A 17,412-nucleotide genomic window follows, 5' to 3' on the forward strand; every position below is an offset into this window, starting at 1 on the left:
ATTTATACCTCTTTTGAAAGTCATGCATAAAAACTCAAGAAGTGCAAACCATCAAGGAAACAACCCACAACACACTGTTATTTGATCGTGACTATTGGAATAGTCAGCTCCCAGTGCTAAGCAGCGAATACCAGGGAGCCAGCCCTTATCCGCATATTGTATTAGAAAACTTCCTGAACCCGGATGTATTGGACAAGTGTGTCCAGGAGTTTGATAAATTGAATGAAGCGGATGGCTGGATCAATTATGTTCATTATAATGAGAACAAGGCAGGGCTGAATAAGCTCGATCTCTTGCCGGCGTCTATTAAACGGACCATTAATGAACTGAATTCTCCGGAATTCCTTGAATTCCTCAGCACCCTGACCGGAATAAAAGGTCTTATGAAAGATGACCTCCTCGAAGGGGGCGGTATACATCAGTCGAAAAGAGGTGGCTATCTTAATATCCATGCCGATTTTACGGTACACCCGCATCATCGTCGCTGGCAGCGGCGGGTAAATGTGCTCGTATACCTGAACAAGGACTGGGAGGAAGAATGGGGAGGCAAACTGGAACTTTGGGATACAAAAATGGAAGCTTGCGAAAAGAAAGTGCTGCCTGTTTTTAATCGCTGTGTTATTTTTAATACAGATGCAGATTCCTTCCATGGACACCCGGAACCAACTACCTGCCCTGAGGACCGGTACAGAAGATCTATCGCTTTGTATTATTATACGGAGGAAGCCCAACCTTTTCGCAGAGCGACCCATTACATGGTACGCCCCGGAGAAGAAAAGAAAAAATTTATGGTGAAACTGGATAATGCCATGGTGGCTGTTTATACAGAGATCAAGGGCATGCTGGGATCAAACGATAAAATTATAAGTAAAGTGCTGCGGTTCTTTTCCCGTAAAAAGTAAAAGAATACCAGCTAAAAAACAATAATAGTAAAGGCGTTGGATACATTCCAACGCCTTTACTATTATTGTTTACTTTCGAATAGTCCGGTTACTTAGATGGCACCTCCCTCTTCAAAAACACAAATCCATTTTTACGATATAGCTCTTTCAGTGAACTATTCTCTTTATATTGATCGACCCTGTCAATTTTTGTTACAAAATAAGCCGGTTTATCAATATCTCCCTTCAACAACCAGGCTTCATCATAAGAATTCTGATTTACCGGTTTTTCTTTATGTGTATAAAAGAAAGGTGCATAGCTCCAATAGCCTAATGTGGTTACATAACAATCTTCCCCTTGCCTTTGCTCAAAAAACTCAATAGCAGCGGCTTGTGAATACTTTTCTACCTTGGGAACAATGATCGCTGCCGCCAGGAAAATAACAAGGCCTGTTCCAACAAAATAAGTGGTAGCTGCATTGATGAATGCACGCTTTTTCAATTGCCTTATTCCCACGATAATAGTTACGACCATCAGGATACCCACTATACCTTCCCAACCGCTCCAGGTTACATCAGCGGCCATATTTGCCTGGGCAAATGTATCGTGAACATAAGGGATCAGTTGCCTGATATTTAATGCGATCAGCGCAACAGCCAGCAATACCAATGCGATGATTCCGCCCAGTATTGTTGTCAATACGCCCACATATTTTTTATAATCCATTTCCTTTCTGTCCCATTTATAAAATGAATAGGCTGCCAGGAAAGTAATCGGAAACCAGGCCAAAGAGGAATAATGAATAATGCGCGATTGTACAATCGTGAATAAAAGCGTTACTACCCAGAACAACAGCAGCATCCAAATCTTAAAATCTTTATCAAACCTGCTGCTATAGCGTGCTTTAAAGAAAGCAGGGATGGCAAAAAGAGAGGCCGGGAAACATCCGATGAGCAGCACTACATAGTGATACCCGAAAAAGCCCGCCTGCCCTGCATCATGGGTAGTAAAGAGACGATACTGGTACTTTAAAAACTCTGTAATGAACCAGGAGCCGTTCTTGGCCGTTTCATATCCGTACCAGGATGAGGTTACCAAAGAAGCGACTACCAGAAACAAGAGAGCATGCCACCAGTTAAAAAAGAACCTGAACCTGTTATAAATAAAATAACACCCTAACACCATCAGGAAAACCATCAAAGCTACCTGTCCTTTAGTGAGAATGGCAAGTCCCATAAAAACACCTGCCCAAACAGCATAGTACACCGGTTTTTTGTCTATACCCTCCTTATCAAATCCATTCTGCTTCCAGTTATACAAGATGAAATAGTATAAGGAGAGGAAGGTAAACAGGTTAAACCATGGATCAATAATACCGGATTTGAAGTACATATTAGGGAAAAGCGATCCTCCGAAAGCCAGCGCCCAGAGGACTCCAAACTTTTTATCATACAATCTTGAACCACAAAGAAAAAGAACAATAAGGGTAACGATCCCGCAGAGTGCATTGGGGAAACGTGCTGCAAATTCATTGATTCCAAATATTTTCATGGACAGACTTTGCATCCAGAAGAACATCGGTGGTTTTTCCCAGAAGGGCTTGAAATTGACATAGATCCTGGTATAATCATCCAGCTTTAACATTTCCCTGGAACACTCCGCAAAATTTATTTCATCCCAATCAAATAAATGCACCCGGCCCAGGAAAGGAATGAAAAAAAGCGCTGCAATCACTGCCAATAATAGGATACTTGATAGTTTAGTTGTACGCATATGCACCGTATGTAAATGGTTGTATTGAACAAATATATGTTCATATACTATCATTTACAAATTATGAATTCTTTTTCGGCATACTGGTAATGATTAATGATGCATATAATTAGCGCTGCCAAATGTACCCTCAATAGACTCAGGCAACAGCCCATATTTGTTACGCATATCCACCCGGCCCAGCATTTCACCGGTATCTACATCTACCACATCAATTGTTCCGGAGTTTAAGTCCGGAAGGTTTAGCAGGTTGTTCTGAATGGCAACAACCGATTTTCCTGATCTCGTTTTAAAGAAAGCCATGTGGTGGGCGCCTCTGTTGGCGGGTAACGTTTTCAGGAGCTTCATTTGCGGGAGCTGGCTGATATCGAAGACAAGTACTTTTCCTGGTTGAGCAAATGATACGTATAAACGTTTATCATCTGCGATATAAAATTCCAGCGCCCAGCCGAGGCCCATGGTAGCTCCTTTCAATACACGGTAAAAACCGTTATAGGTATTCCGGCTGGCATCGTAGGATGATATCCAGATGTCTCCTCCAAGCATGGTGTTAGCCAGTGCATATGGTGGAAACCCATTTCTCAATAATAACACTTCTACGGGGCTGGAAAGGTCTCTGGCGCTATCCGCGACCTGATATGTTTTAAGGATCTGATAAGTTTTCATGTCTATCAGGGTACAGGTATTGCCAACACCAGAGGTGAGATCAGGGTGAATAGTGCTGGTCACCATGGCGAGTTTTTTATCTTCATAAATAGAAATACCATGAGGATACATAATAAATTTATCAGGATGTGCATCGATAGACCCACTGATTGTTTTCACCAATTCATTTGTTTGAGCGTTAAACACACCTACACTTCCATCGCGTAAACCTCCGTGTCCTCCCATGAAGGTAACCCAGTATTCGCCGCTTTTTGTAAAGAAGATATCTTCCCCCACCATATTTCCATGCGTATTGACTGGTGTTACTGTATGAATGATAGGATAGCCATCCTTGTCCCACTCCATTTTTAATTCGTAGAGATAGTCTCCTCCTAAAGCGGTGGTGAAGAGGCGTTTTTCATCTCTGTTAAAGTAGAGATGGTGAGGGAGTACGCCTATACCGATTTCTGTTTTAGAAAGTATATTTCCAAAATACGGAGATTCAGGATCCAGTTCCATTGTCAGAACGCCATCTTTTCCTGCTCCAAGATGTCGATAGTCAATAAAGAAAAGTGTTTTTTGTTTTAAGGATGGATCCACTGTTTTTTTACAGGAGGGGCACATGGTGATAATGCCCAGGAGTATAATTATGGTAATACGTATGGGAGTTTTCATATGTTGGCAGGTTATGAAACAAATTTATTATTCCCGCCACGAACGGTGGTTGCAGTCGGTTTATTTTGATTGTATACTGATATCATTATTCACTATTGAGTATTAATTTTAACATGGTTAGCACTGCTAAGTAATATTTTTAGCCTTATTTATTCTTACGAAGAGTGAACCATGAAATAGTAATTCCACGATCATTTATCATTTAATTATTACGTTTAAAAAATGTTTATCGGAAACTATGAAAGGAGCTTGTATTCATTGTAGCCAGCGTATGTAATATTCCTGTAATTCAATTTGCATTATTTAAAACTAAAATTAACCCACCATGAGTACCGGCTTATCTGCCCAGGAATACTGGGATAAAAACTCATATGGCAGAAAGAAATGGGAGTCAGTCATTAATTTCTTCCTTAGTCCTGTGAGCAAAAAATTAATTGAAAATCTTCATTTAACTTCTTCGATGAACGTGTTGGATGTGGCAACAGGAACTGGTGAGCCAGGGCTGACTATTGCAGCAATGCAACCGGATTTGCTGGTAACAGGTACCGATATTTCTGAAAAGATGATAGAAATTGCCAATGAAAGCGCAAAGGAGAAAGGGTTATATAATTATAGGGCAATCAGGTTTGATGCATCATTTATGCCATTCCCGGATGATCTTTTTGATGCGATTGTCTGCCGTAACGGGGTCATGTTTTTTCCCCATGTATCTGCTGGCCTGAAAGAAATGCATCGTGTGCTGAAAGTAAACGGTTGGGTTTCGGTATCTACCTGGGGCGTTTTGGAGAAAAATCTCTGGATCAGCAATGTGCTGGACGCCATCACAGAATTAACACATCATAAGTCTTATAACAGGCACAAGCCAGGTATGTTTTATTGTATGCAACCAGGAACAATGACCGATTGGTTTGAAACGGCGAACTTTGAAGATATCACAGAAGAAGAGATAACAGGAGTCGTGGAATTCAGTTCCATAGACGACTACTGGCTATATGTAACTACGGTAAGTGCTGATGTAATGAACGCACTAAAAGGTATTCCTGACAATATGGTGGATATGATCAGGGAAAATGTACTTGATAAGATTCGCAATCACGCCATTAGTGATAAAATATATTTTCAGTGGAGTATGCGTGTTACCAGCGCAACAAAACATTGAATAAGTCCTATGGAAAGCTGAAGCTCCCCTTATAGCTTTAAAAAAAAGAGACCATCTTTCATCGTTACCCTGACCTGGAAAGCTCCACTATTTTGATGAATGCAGCTACAATTTTGACCCTTGAACCGGATTACAGAATTGATTGGATAATTTTCGATTTTAGTAAATAGCTATATGAAAGGTTTAATAAAATGGAAGCTTGACAGTCAGATATTTTCGGCTATGTTGGGGACCTGTATGCTTTTGGGGGTAGGCATAGAAAAAACCTCTGCCCAAACAATTACGTATGCTACGGGCCAATGGGATCGCCGTGAATTTGGTAATCACCGGGTTGTCATATCAGTGAATGATGATGCTCCAGCTGTAAAGGTTCATATACCCTGGCGAAGACTGGATGATCCCCGGAATAAATCGGTTATCCTGGTAGACGCTTCCAGCGGGAAATTGATACACAATTTCAGTTTCCTGGCGATCAACAGAGAATTTTCAGACTTTATTTTCGAGCCATCTACCCGAAAGGGAAAATATTATCTGTACTATTTACCCTACAGGAATACAGGCAGCTGGTACTTCCCCAATACAGTTTATCCGCCTGCAAAGGAAACAGCAGATTCCCAATGGATCGCAAAGTTTAAAGGCAAAGAATTATCTCAGGCGGAGGTACTTCGTTTTGAGTCTGTAACTGAGTTTGATAGTTTCGATCCTATGGAAACTGCAGCTACTGCGGGAGAAGTAGAAGAAATGCTGCGCGTTAACAGGAAGAAAGACTATCTGCTTTTCCCGGAAGACCGGAAGCATCCTGTCCGGATGGATTCCGATATTCCATTACGCTGGGTGCAGCGAAAAGATGGGGAACCATTTAATGCTACAGTGCTGCGAAATGAATTCTTTGCCTTTCAGTTGGGGATATATACACCATTCCGGGAGCTGAAAAATGTGCGCCTGGTATTTACTGATCTGCGAAGTAGAGGAGGAGAAAAGATCCCCGGATCGGCCATCCGTTGCTTCAACCTGGCCGGGGTAGACTGGCTGGGTAAGCCATTTACCAGGGAGATAGATATACAAAAGGGTAAGATTCAACCAATGTGGATTGGAGTAGATGTTTCATCAGCTACCAGGCCGGGAGTTTATGAAGGTGAGATAGAAGTGCTGGCAGATGGTGTTCACAAGAAGATGCTGAAGATCCGGTTCGATGTACAGGACTCCCTGCTGATGGACCGGGGCTACAATGAACTGTTCCGAATGGCGAGATTAAATTGGCTGGATTCGAAGATCGGGCTGGATGACAGTTTATATAAACCATATACCCCCGTTCAGCTAGAAGGCAATACCATTCGGATTTTGGGACGGGAGCTTCGATTTGACCGCTATGGTTTACCAGACAAAATCACCAGCAATTTCACCGGCGCCAATGACAGAACAGGAGGACCAGCCAGGGATATTCTCAGCGGCCCAATGCGGTTAGTGGCTTCCTGTAACGACAAAGAGCTGATCTGGAAGGGTGGAAAACCTGTCATCACGTTGAAAACGGAAGGGGCTGTGAGTTGGAAGACCAGCCTGCATAATGGACAAAATCTTCTTGAAATCGCCGCAAAAATGGAATGCGATGGGCATATCGACTACCTGGTAACGTTAACAGCAGGGGAAGATCTCACGCTTGATGACATTCAATTACAAATCCCCTATGCATATCAGGCTGCCACTTATATGATGGGGCTGGGCCGTAAGGGAGGAAAACGTCCGGAACACTGGGATTGGAAATGGGATAAGCAACTGGCCAATAATCAGCTTTGGCTTGGTGATGTGAACGCAGGACTTCAATGTAAGCTAAAGCATGTAACCCCGGACTGGTCCTTATACAATTTCAGTCAGACAGGGACCTATAAAGATTGGAGTAATGAAGGACTTGGTGGATGTACCTTAAATGATGAAGTACAGGACAAAGGCAGGGTATTATTCAAAGCTTTCACAGGAAAGAAGATGCTTCGGAAAGGCCAGACAATACATCTCAATTTCGGATTACTCATTACGCCCGTTAAACCGCTGGACAACAATCATTGGGATGAACGGTATTTTCAGGCTGACCCACCGATAGATAACTGGAGAAAAGAGGCGATGAATAAAGGCGCAACAGTAATGAACATTCACCAGGGCAACCTGCTGAATCCCTATATCAATTATCCATTCATCGCTACGGATACATTAACGAGGTATATCAACACAAACAGGAAGTTCGGAATAAGGACCAAGATATATTATACAGTCAGAGAACTGAGTAATTATGCAGCAGAGCTCTGGGCGTTCCGGAGTCTTGGTGATGAAATTTATACTCCTGGTCTTGGCGCTCAGCTGGCCAACCAGTTCGCCGACGATGGCCTTGGGGGCAACTTATACGCAAAGGGCGGTCCATGGCTGGTTGAACATCTAAGAACGAGGTACGATGCTGCCTGGCATACACCTTTGGAGGGAGGTGAATATGACATGTCTATCCGCACGCAAGGTCTCTCGCGTCTTCATAACTATTACCTGGAAGGTCTGGGCTGGTTGGCTAAAAATACAGGAATGAGGGGTATCTACCTGGATGGTGTGGGCTACGACCGGGAAATTATGAAGCGGGTTCGGAAAGTACTTGACAGGTCTGCCGATAGCTGTTTGATCGACTTTCATTCGGGCAACAATTTCAGTGCTTCCTATGGGATGAATAGTCCCGCTAATCAATACATGGAGCTTTTTCCCTGCATCAACAGTCTTTGGCTGGGGGAAGGATATAATTATGATGAGGGACCGGATTACTGGTTAACGGAAATGGCCGGTCTGCCTTTTGGGCTGTATGGAGAGATGCTCAATGGCTGCGGAAATGCGTACAGGGGCATGCTTTATGGGATGACTTCCCGTCTTGGCTGGGTTGGTTGCGACCCTTCTGCGCTATGGAAACTCTGGGATGAATTTGGCATCCGGCAATCCAGGATGATCGGATACTGGGACCCCGGCATCCCTGTCAGATGCAACCAGGACGATGTTAAACTTACTATCTACCAAAAAGAAGATAAACTGTTAATCGTTTACGCCAGCTGGGCTAAGGAAGATCGTCATATTCAATTATCGCCGGATTGGAATGCTTTGAAGATGACGCCCACAGCGGTTTCTATTTATGCACCGGCAGTAAACAGTCTTCAGGAAAAACAAGTTTATACCAATCTCAATGACCTCCATGTTCCTGCCGGCAAAGGAGGCTTTATCATCATTGCGAAAAAACAGTAACGTTATTCAAACATCGAAATCACGCTAACCTGAGATTCGTGTGAAAATGGTTTATTTGTGTAAGATAAGTCACTTATCTTACGTAAATAAACCATTGATGTTGGATAAGATAGTATACATACGAAGTGAACTAATGTAGTAAATTAAGCCGTCTGTCAATGTTTCAGACAACTGATAAAAATGTAAAATGAAAAAACGATTTGTTCTTATTCTTTGCTGTGCAATGGTGTCCCTTTCCTTAACTGCTTCTGCTGAAAAAATAAGAGACGCAAAAAAGATAGTTGCTCTTTTGAAAAAGTCGCGGGCATATTGTGAAGACGCGGCTGAAAACCGTATTGATAATAGCGCTTTGGCGATAACCAGAAGCTGGGACCATCAAATGGTTCGTTCGGCGGTAGTTAACAATGGCAAACAAACCATCTATGTCAACAATATCGTGTTGTTTGAAATAGATGGGTCTGTGCTGGACAGCAATAGCCAGATTTATGGTGAAGGATTCCAGATGTTGTCACAAACCGGGGGAAGCCTGGGGCATCCTCAAAACATTGGCGGTTATACGGATGAAGGGCACTATAAAGTAGTAGGGCCTCATCATATGCCTACTGCATATGGTATGTTTAATTTAACCTTACCTGGTGGTGAATGTTTAATGCTGGCTTTTTCCTCCTGCCAGCGCTTCATGGGGCGTATCAGTTTTTCAGCAAATAAGATAATTGTTTCCGTAGACGTAGAGCACTTAAAATTAGCACCCGGACAGCGGGTAGAACTGGAAGATTTTATGGCACTGGCTGGAACTGATAAGAATTTGCTGTATGACGAATTAACCCAACAGATTGCGTTAAAACATCCGCCAATTTTTGGAAAGCAAGTGCCTACAGGCTGGTGTTCCTGGTATTGTTATGGCCCTTCCGTTTCTCAAAAGGATATTCGTGAAAACATGCTGGGCTTTGCCGCTAAATTGCCGGCAGTGAAATATATCCAGATTGATGATGGTTTTCAGCCATACATGGGGGACTGGCTGGACGAAAATCCGAGATACGGTTCACTGGAAAGTACGCTGGCGGAAATTAGAAATGCCGGTTTTACGCCAGCGATATGGCTGGCTCCTTTTATTGCGGAAAAAAAATCGAAGCTATTCACAGAACATCCTGACTGGTTTGTAAAAGACAGCACAGGGCAGCCGCTTAATTCGGCTACCGTAGGATTCGGCGGTTGGCGTAATGGCCCGTGGTATGTGTTGGACGGGACTAATCCACATGCGCAGGAGTATTTAAAGTATGTGGTTAGAACGATGCGTGAAAAATGGGGCGTACAATATTTTAAGCTGGATGCCAACTATTGGGGTGCTATCCACAAAGGGGTTCATTATGATGCCAACGCAACCCGGATCGAAGCTTATCGCGCCGGTATGAAAGCCATCCTGGAAGCCTGCGACAGCAATACCGTTATCCTGGGGTGTAATAATCCCATATGGCCTTCTTTGGGTTTAATAACCGCCTGTCGTACAAGTAATGATGTATCAAGAGACTGGAATTCTTTTCAGGCAACCGCCCGGGAAAACCTGATGCGTTCCTGGCAAAACGGGAAATTATGGTATAACGATCCGGATTGTTTAGTATTGGGCCCAAATGGTGAATCCGGGACGGAACTTACGGCAAATGAATTTTTGTTTCATGCCACGGTGGTTCATGCTGTGGGAGGTTTGATGCTGCTGGGTGATAAATACGCCAGTCTCTCGGAAAAACAATTTGATATTATCCGGAAACAGTTACCTCCCGCAGGTAAGAGCGCCCGTTTTACGAGTGATAAATTTGAAACGGGAAGTATGGATATGGGTGCGGAACAATATTATTATTTTCTGAACTGGGATGACAGTAAGCCCGTTTCACTGAAGATAAAATTAAAATCTAAATCGTCATTGGAGAATTATTGGTTGGGTACCGACCTTGGTGTGCATGATGGAACATACCAGGTTAAAGACTTACCTCCACATTCAGCGTTGTTAATAAAAGCAAAAACTATAAATTAATGAATTCTCAATTTGGTAGTATGGAGCTGCGTGTTTGTAAGTATTTAGCAGGGCTGTTAATGATGATTGTTGTAGTGAGTGCCAGGGCAGAGGGTGTACACCATGATGAGTTATGGTATGTCAAACCTGCCGGAAAATGGGAAGCCGAAGCTTTACCCATTGGCAACGGGAGAATGGGTGCCATGCTTTATGGCGGCGTTAAAACCGATAGGATACAGTTTAATGAACAGAGTCTTTGGAGTGGCGATAACAATTGGGACGGAGATTATCAGACAGGGGATCACGGTTTTGGGTCGTATCGTAATTTTGGGGAGTTCGTAATAGATTTTAATCATGGGGATGTTGCCACAGCATATCAACGTTCTTTGAATATTCAAACCGGCGTTCACACTACATTTTTTGAAATAGATGGTATCCGTTTCCGGCGCGAAGCTTTTGCCAGTCATCCAGACCAGGTAATTGTTTTCAGATATACGGCCAGTACAAAAGGGGCTTTGTCCGGTAAAATTTCCCTGCAATCAGCACAGGGAGCAGTGAGTACTGCGGATGCCAATGGACTGAGTTTTCTGGGCGAAATGCCTAACCACCTGAAGTATGGGGCCAGGCTTCATATCGCTACAGAAGGTGGTAGTGTTTCATTGGAAGGTAATACATGGGTATTTCAAAAATGCAATACGATTATTGTTTACCTGGATGCACGTACCAACTATAAGCCTGACTATTATTCCGGGTGGCGTGGAACAGATCCGATGCCCCTGGTTGAGCAGGAAATAGCTGCTGCTCAAAAAACCGGTTATCAAAAATTAATCAGCCGTCATACGAAGGATCTCACCCATCTTACAGCCGCCGCCGTTATTGATATAGGGAAAACAACCAATGATTTGCTGGTATTGCCTACAGATATCCGGTTGGGAAAATATGCAGCGGGTGGTGCCGATCCCGACCTGGAAGAAACCATGTTTCAGTATGGTCGTTATCTGTTGGCCAGTTGTTCCCGCGCAGGTGGATTGCCAGCTAATCTGCAGGGTTTGTGGAACAACAGTAATACGCCGGCCTGGGCAAGTGATTATCACAACAACATCAATATTCAGATGAATTACTGGGCGGCTGAATCCACGAATTTATCTGATTGTCAATTGCCATTGATTGATTTCATTAAAGCTTTCCAGGAGCCATGCCGTATCGCAACTCAAAAAGCTTTCGGGAAGAATGTACGTGGCTGGACCGCCCGTACCAGCCAGAGTATTTTTGGTGGTAATGGCTGGGAATGGAATATTCCGGCCAGTGCATGGTATGGTCAGCATGTGTTTGAGCATTGGGCTTTTACCATGGACAAGGAGTATTTACGTACCACGGCTTATCCGGTTTTAAAGGAGATTTGCGGTTTTTGGGAAGATCAGCTTAAGAAAATGCCTGATGGTATGCTGATGGTGCCCAATGGTTGGTCGCCGGAGCATGGCCCCAGGGAAGATGGGGTAATGCATGATCAGCAGTTGGTATGGGATCTTTTTCAAAATTACCTGGAAGCTGCAAAAGCACTGGGTATCGACTCGTCATATCAGGCGAAGGTAGCAGATATGCAGGCACACCTTGCACCCAATAAAATCGGTAAATGGGGACAGCTACAGGAATGGCAGGAAGACAGGGACGACCCGGATGATCAGCACCGGCATACTTCACACCTGTTTGCAGTATATCCCGGTCGTCAGATCAGCATGACCCTTAACCCTGACCTGGCAAAAGCCGCCATTATTTCTTTACGCAGCCGGAGTGGGAACTACGGAAAAAATGTAAACACCACTTTTACGGTGGAATCAACTGTTGGAGATAGTCGCCGCTCCTGGACCTGGCCCTGGCGCTGTGCACTCTGGGCACGCCTGGGTGAAGGCGAAAAGGCGGGGACGATGCTGCGTGGGTTACTTACCTATAACACCTTACCGAATCTCTTTACGAATCATCCGCCTTTTCAGCTGGATGGTAACTTTGGCATCAGTGGCGCCATTGCAGAAATGTTAATACAAAGCCATGCGGGTGAAATACATTTGTTGCCGGGAATACCTTCCACCTGGGCCGCCAATGGATCTTTTAAAGGCCTGAAAGCCCGTGGGGGATATACGGTAGATTGCACCTGGGAAAACGGAAAAGTTACAAAGTATAAGATCAGCTCAACAGCAGGAGGAAAGGTATGGATTCGTGTAAATGGAGAGCGGAAACTGATAGAAAGCGAAAGAGGATAAAAGCATGAATGGCTGATAAAATTTTAAGTATGATAAGAATATACATAATAGCATCCTGGCTGAATGTACTCCTATGGTCTTTGATAGGCTTGTTTACTATTGGGAGTATTGTTTTAAGCAGCAATGTGCTGGTGATTAACCTTATTGTTGGAACTATTTTCTTATTAATTGCGGCATTGTTTTTTTTCAAGGCTTTCTTTCTCGTAAAAGGGGTGAGAAATGGAGAAATAAGTAGTAAAGGCGGGGCCTCTTTTTCAAAATACTTAATGACCGACTTAATATTGACAGCGGGGATAGTACTATTTTCATCGATCGTTTTTTCTGCTGTTTTACACAGAATATTTCTGGAAGGCAATCCTATATTTGGATAGCATATTATTCTTCAAACGGGGTATGTAAAAATTAAAGGGGGCTGGAAAGCCCCCTTTGTTATTGCTATTTTCAATCGTCTTCGCTACTTCATTGTAAAAGTTTCATCAAAGGAGGTGCGATGAGTGGCACCCGGTTGATTCATCCAGTACTTTACTTTGAGTGTTTTGGAAACGGGATCGAATTGGTTGACGCCTGAGGGATCCAGTTCCGCAGAACGGCCGTTGGAGGATGGCTGACCATATTTGTTGACAACACTGATAATATGGAAGGTATTATCCATGTTGAAAACAACGCCAAATGCGCCATAATAGGAGGCAGTTCCACCACTGATGATTTTATGAAATACATCGTGCGAATTGTCATCATCCACCAGCTCCAGTTGGTAAAGACTGATTATCCGCAGTGTTGTGTTCCAGGGGTAGGGACCTGTTAATGTGGCGCTGGTATAATCTGTCATACTGCCGGTACAGATATAGCCGGCGGCTGCCAGGTTAATCTGAACCGTTTGTGTAGCGTAGAAAGTATCGATTCCTTTCAGCGGCACATAGGCTGTTTTTAACTGTAGAGATGTAGCAGTCTGCTTAATGTCAGCAAGGGTATCACGAAAAGCGCTGTTGTCCTGCACCTTTTTTGAGATCGTTTTATTGGTATTATCAACATAAGATACCATCGTGTATTTGCAGGTGGTATCTGCTGACGCCCAATCAAGGATGATACCTGCTTTACTGTTTGATGCAGCCATTCGCCTCACCAGGAGATTGCTTTCGTACGTAGCTCCCAGTGCGCTTCCGGTAGTAATGGCAGATCCTGGCGTAGAGGAGTTCCCTGCTTTGTCCAGGGCTACGATCTGAAAGGTATAATCACCCTCCGGCAGGTCGTTGACAATCACTTTCTGTATTACATTTTTATCAGGCGCGACTTCCAGTTTATTTTTGTTATTGTTCCAGTAAATAACATACCTGGTAATATTAGGATCTTTCGATTGGGTAAACTGAATTTCTATCCTGCCTCTCCCTGCATGTGTTTCAAGATTATAGGGAGCGCCGGTATAAAAAATTTCTCCGTTTGTAAGGTATGGTTTGTACTCATCATCCATTTTGGTGCAGGATGAAAAGCAACAGGAAAGTGCGGTTAGCGCGCAAAGTATTTTCTTCATATGGAATATTTTTTTGCGGAAAATTTATTTATCTGTAATCTCCCATGAACTTAAGAGAGTATATTTCTACGCCGTCTCCGCCACTGAAGTTTTGCAGAACGACAATCCGGAAATAGCGGATGGAGATGGCAGGTAATGGGAGAACGAACTCCGCGCCATTGTTCACTACTTCGTAATCTGCGCTATTCAGCTGTCCGTAGGGCAAGCCGGATGGCTTCACGAGTTCGTATACACCTCCCAGTTGTGTCCAGGAATTATCCAGTGCGCCATTCGGATTAGGATTCAGGCTGCCATATACTTTAAAGAAACGGAGTGTTCCATTTTTGAATTCTGCGCCACCATTTGAACGCATCCAATACCTGAACCGGCTCAATGTTACTGGTTGTCCGAGGTCTATAGTAATGCGTGCGGGCGTTGAATCATTCACGCCTCTTCCGCCGTAAAAAGAATGATCACCTGCTTTGTAAGGATTGGAGAGCGGAACATCAAGGTTGGACCCACAGCAGGACTGCTGATCTCCACTCAGGAACAGGGCCTTCATTTTGGTTCGGTCTAGTTCCACCTCATTCATGGATTGAACGTTTGTCCATACCGTATCGGATACATTTCCCCATCTGTCTCTCACGTAAGCGCCGAATTTTCTTTCTTTTGCGGTGAATCCGCGAACAGAAAAGTTACCTGAGGAATCTTTGGTGTAGTTGGTATACAGGTATTCCGGTTTGCCGGTAGTATCTACCAGTGCTACAATGGCGATTTCATTTTCCATTGGATTACTGAACTGGATATTAGCGCCTCCGAAATCGGCCAGGATTTTCAGGGTGGACTTTACCGTGATGTAAGGAGGCGTGAGTGGGTTTACAGTTACCGTTACGGGATCTGATTTTACTTCACTACGGCTGACAGCATAGAGTGATACTTTGTATTCACCTGCTTTTTCAAACCCTGCTACTTTCAGGGTATCTGTATAATAGGAGACTTTTGCCTGCTGTGCCGTCGTTTTATTGACCATGTAATCTGCCTGAACATAGAGTATCTCGGGATCTGCCGGAATATCGTAGGTAATCCAGGCGCCTCCGGCAAAATTGATGACATGGATATTCGTTACTACAGGTGGCTTTTTATCGCTTTTATAAATAGGGTCAAGGTTGGTGCCTGTTTGTTTCTGGCACGAGTATATCGTAGCACATAACAGGATGAATAGAATAGGCGTTAGTATAACCAGTGTTTTTTTCATCATTTTATTTTTTGGTGAGATGTGATCATTTTCCCCTGAATGCCTCAGTGGGTGGAATGCATTACCATAATGGATTCTGTACAAGATTAGGATTGATATACAGGTTATCTTCCCTGATAGGGGAGAGAAAATCCTTGTAGGTATTATGAGGCTGATAGATCGTTCTCATACGATAGAATGTACCTGGTTTACTTTGCGATACATCCCATCCGGTGATAGGTCGGTTGATCAGGTCCAGTCTTTTCCAGCGGCGCATGTTCCAGTAGTTTTCGCCTTCAAAAATAAATTCGATCATGGTTTCCTGTTGAATGATGCTTCTGAAACCCTCTTTGGACGATGGTTTTGCGGCATTCCTGGAATAGGCGGCCCAGGAGGCTACTACTCCATTAAGTCCTGCGCGTTTCCTTACTTCATCGATATACTGATATGCTTTAGCGGAAGGGCCTTCTGCCTCGTTGAGTGCTTCTGCGTACATCAGGTAAAGCCCGCTCAGGCGGATGGCTGGCCATGCATAGGCGTCTGGTGTATATGATCCGCCATCGCCGGAAGTTTTCCAGCTAACGAGTTTTTTGGGCCAGTAACCTGTAAATGAATACCTGGAAAGTGTATTGGCGGAAGAAGATCCCCACATCGTATTGATGTAAAGTAAATTGTCTTCACTGGGTCGTTGTTTCATAAAGAAGGAAGATCCATCGAATGCCAGGTCGGCATAGAACCGGTATTCCCTGTTCATATTAAAAGCCGAAGTGGTATAGTTGGGTTTCAAAATGCTGCGCATGGATTCCGGAACGGTTTTTAGCGTGCTATACCTGTTGGCATAATCCCAGGTAATATCCTCCTCAATAGGCACACCATTTCCTGTATAGAACATTTCGCAGGCATTCATATTAGCGGCCCATAAAGCAATGGTGTAGGAGTATACGTCATTGCGGGGAGCGCACTGACGTTGCAGGCTTGATGTTGTTGCGTTGGTAAAGGTCCAGATGTTTTCCTGGTTCCATTCTTCCGTAAGGGCGCAACGGATATCCATACATTTTTTGGTGGTATCTCCGATGGTATTGAGGTCGAATGGTTTGGTGAAGTAGTAAAGGGTGAAGCCTGCACTATTGGCGGAGCTGATGGCTTCTGCACAGGCGGTGGCAGCTTTCGTCCATTTCGTGTTATCTGAAACGGTACTCACCAGGGCCTGACCATCTTTATTTTTTAATCCTGCATAATCTGCGTTGCCGTTAAAAAGAGGGCTGGCACCTAATACTAATGCATAGGCTTTTATGGCCAGGGCAATGGGTTGGGTGATGCGGCCCAGTTCTTCTCTCTGATTGGCAATGGTGAGTGGCAGGTCCGGGGTCGATTCATCTACCAGTTGGGTGATATAATTGACACCTTCATCCACCGGATCACGTTTTACTTTTACGGCGTTTACATCGGCCGATACCGCAATATTATTTTTGATAATAGGGATAGGGCCATACATGCGCAGCAGCAAAAAGTGATAGTAGGCTTTTAATACTTTTATTTCCGCTATCCACCTTTTTCTTTCACTCTCCTGTATATCGGGTACTTTGCCGATGTTGTCCAGGAAAGTATTACAGGTGCGGATGGCAACGAAATAGGCCCTTCCTCCGTTTAGTCCGTCCCAGTTATTGCAGATAGGGTTTACAACATTCTGGTAGTCGTAGCATAATTCCATAATGCTATTGGGAACGCCGGACTGCGAACCAGGGTAGGGCGTGGCAATTTCCCTGGAGCCCAGGAAGGTATAGTTGTCTGATTCACTTGCCAGTTTTGGTAAATAGGAATAGCAGGTAAACAGGTATTTTTTGGCGGTAGCTCTTAACTGGAAAGCCTGATCGAGTGTGGCCACATCGTCCGGTATGATATCAAGGAACTTACTGCAGGAGTGACCGCATAATACAATGATGATGATGACCATCATCTTTTTTAGAATCTTCATTGTTGATGCTTTTGATATTGTAAGAAATTAATGCG

At 43.8% G+C, this 17,412-nt stretch carries 11 protein-coding genes; 6 read left to right on the forward strand and 5 right to left on the reverse strand.

Translation table 11 applies throughout. From position 1 onward, the window contains the following. Positions 1–41 precede the first annotated feature (41 nt). The gene (locus tag AB4Z08_RS21315) at positions 42–902 is read left to right on the forward strand and encodes a 2OG-Fe(II) oxygenase (RefSeq protein ID WP_441575804.1); all 861 of its coding nucleotides are present in this window, start codon (positions 42–44) and stop codon (positions 900–902) included. 88 nt (positions 903–990) lie between these two features. On the opposite strand, the gene AB4Z08_RS21320 is transcribed toward AB4Z08_RS21315, so the two are convergent. Beyond that, on the reverse strand, positions 991–2,655 hold the full coding sequence (locus tag AB4Z08_RS21320) for an ArnT family glycosyltransferase (RefSeq protein WP_441575805.1): 1,665 nt from the start codon (positions 2,653–2,655) through the stop codon (positions 991–993). A 93-nt stretch (positions 2,656–2,748) separates the two neighbouring features. Continuing rightward, positions 2,749–3,975 (reverse strand): YncE family protein, encoded by a 1,227-nt coding sequence (locus AB4Z08_RS21325; RefSeq protein ID WP_441575806.1) that lies wholly within the window; start codon positions 3,973–3,975, stop codon positions 2,749–2,751. A 325-nt stretch (positions 3,976–4,300) separates the two neighbouring features. Between AB4Z08_RS21325 and AB4Z08_RS21330 the strand changes: the two genes are divergently transcribed. The 5 genes from AB4Z08_RS21330 (at position 4,301) to AB4Z08_RS21350 (ending at position 13,032) form a co-directional block, all read left to right on the forward strand. Beyond that, positions 4,301–5,134 (forward strand): class I SAM-dependent methyltransferase, encoded by an 834-nt coding sequence (locus tag AB4Z08_RS21330; RefSeq protein WP_441575807.1) that lies wholly within the window; start codon positions 4,301–4,303, stop codon positions 5,132–5,134. A 174-nt stretch (positions 5,135–5,308) separates the two neighbouring features. After that, complete coding sequence (locus AB4Z08_RS21335) at positions 5,309–8,395, forward strand: glycoside hydrolase domain-containing protein (protein WP_441575808.1); 3,087 nt, start codon at positions 5,309–5,311, stop codon at positions 8,393–8,395. Positions 8,396–8,582: 187 nt separating this feature from the next. After that, positions 8,583–10,424: a glycoside hydrolase family 36 protein gene (locus tag AB4Z08_RS21340; protein WP_441575809.1), complete on the forward strand. Its 1,842-nt coding sequence runs from the start codon at positions 8,583–8,585 to the stop codon at positions 10,422–10,424. After that, the gene (locus AB4Z08_RS21345) at positions 10,424–12,661 is read left to right on the forward strand and encodes a glycoside hydrolase family 95 protein (protein ID WP_441575810.1); all 2,238 of its coding nucleotides are present in this window, start codon (positions 10,424–10,426) and stop codon (positions 12,659–12,661) included. The genes AB4Z08_RS21340 and AB4Z08_RS21345 overlap by 1 nt, the downstream gene beginning before the upstream one ends. 29 nt (positions 12,662–12,690) lie before the next feature. After that, positions 12,691–13,032, forward strand: a complete 342-nt coding sequence (locus AB4Z08_RS21350) for a hypothetical protein (RefSeq protein WP_441575811.1) — start codon at positions 12,691–12,693, stop codon at positions 13,030–13,032. A gap of 83 nt (positions 13,033–13,115) precedes the next feature. On the opposite strand, the gene AB4Z08_RS21355 is transcribed toward AB4Z08_RS21350, so the two are convergent. From AB4Z08_RS21355 to AB4Z08_RS21365, 3 genes are all read right to left on the reverse strand, one after another. Beyond that, positions 13,116–14,189 (reverse strand): DUF4998 domain-containing protein, encoded by a 1,074-nt coding sequence (locus tag AB4Z08_RS21355; RefSeq protein ID WP_441575812.1) that lies wholly within the window; start codon positions 14,187–14,189, stop codon positions 13,116–13,118. Positions 14,190–14,217: 28 nt separating this feature from the next. Next, entirely contained in the window at positions 14,218–15,423 is a 1,206-nt protein-coding gene (locus tag AB4Z08_RS21360) for a DUF4959 domain-containing protein (protein WP_441575813.1), read from the reverse strand. 61 nt (positions 15,424–15,484) lie between these two features. Then, the gene (locus AB4Z08_RS21365) at positions 15,485–17,377 is read right to left on the reverse strand and encodes a RagB/SusD family nutrient uptake outer membrane protein (RefSeq protein WP_441575814.1); all 1,893 of its coding nucleotides are present in this window, start codon (positions 17,375–17,377) and stop codon (positions 15,485–15,487) included. Positions 17,378–17,412: the final 35 nt, after the last annotated feature.

It is taken from the genome of Chitinophaga sp. RAB17 (assembly GCF_052114225.1).
In the GTDB taxonomy this organism is placed as follows: domain Bacteria; phylum Bacteroidota; class Bacteroidia; order Chitinophagales; family Chitinophagaceae; genus Chitinophaga.

Excerpts from the sequence above, each read along its gene's own strand:
- AB4Z08_RS21350 (WP_441575811.1), top strand. The coding sequence starts at position 12,691 with ATGATAAGAATATACATAATAGCATCCTGGCTGAATGTACTCCTATGG.
- AB4Z08_RS21345 (WP_441575810.1), top strand. The coding sequence starts at position 10,424 with ATGAATTCTCAATTTGGTAGTATGGAGCTGCGTGTTTGTAAGTATTTA.
- AB4Z08_RS21365 (WP_441575814.1), bottom strand. The coding sequence starts at position 17,377 with ATGAAGATTCTAAAAAAGATGATGGTCATCATCATCATTGTATTATGC.
- AB4Z08_RS21340 (WP_441575809.1), top strand. The coding sequence starts at position 8,583 with ATGAAAAAACGATTTGTTCTTATTCTTTGCTGTGCAATGGTGTCCCTT.
- AB4Z08_RS21325 (WP_441575806.1), bottom strand. The coding sequence starts at position 3,975 with ATGAAAACTCCCATACGTATTACCATAATTATACTCCTGGGCATTATC.
- AB4Z08_RS21360 (WP_441575813.1), bottom strand. The coding sequence starts at position 15,423 with ATGAAAAAAACACTGGTTATACTAACGCCTATTCTATTCATCCTGTTA.
- AB4Z08_RS21330 (WP_441575807.1), top strand. The coding sequence starts at position 4,301 with ATGAGTACCGGCTTATCTGCCCAGGAATACTGGGATAAAAACTCATAT.
- AB4Z08_RS21335 (WP_441575808.1), top strand. The coding sequence starts at position 5,309 with ATGAAAGGTTTAATAAAATGGAAGCTTGACAGTCAGATATTTTCGGCT.
- AB4Z08_RS21355 (WP_441575812.1), bottom strand. The coding sequence starts at position 14,189 with ATGAAGAAAATACTTTGCGCGCTAACCGCACTTTCCTGTTGCTTTTCA.
- AB4Z08_RS21320 (WP_441575805.1), bottom strand. The coding sequence starts at position 2,655 with ATGCGTACAACTAAACTATCAAGTATCCTATTATTGGCAGTGATTGCA.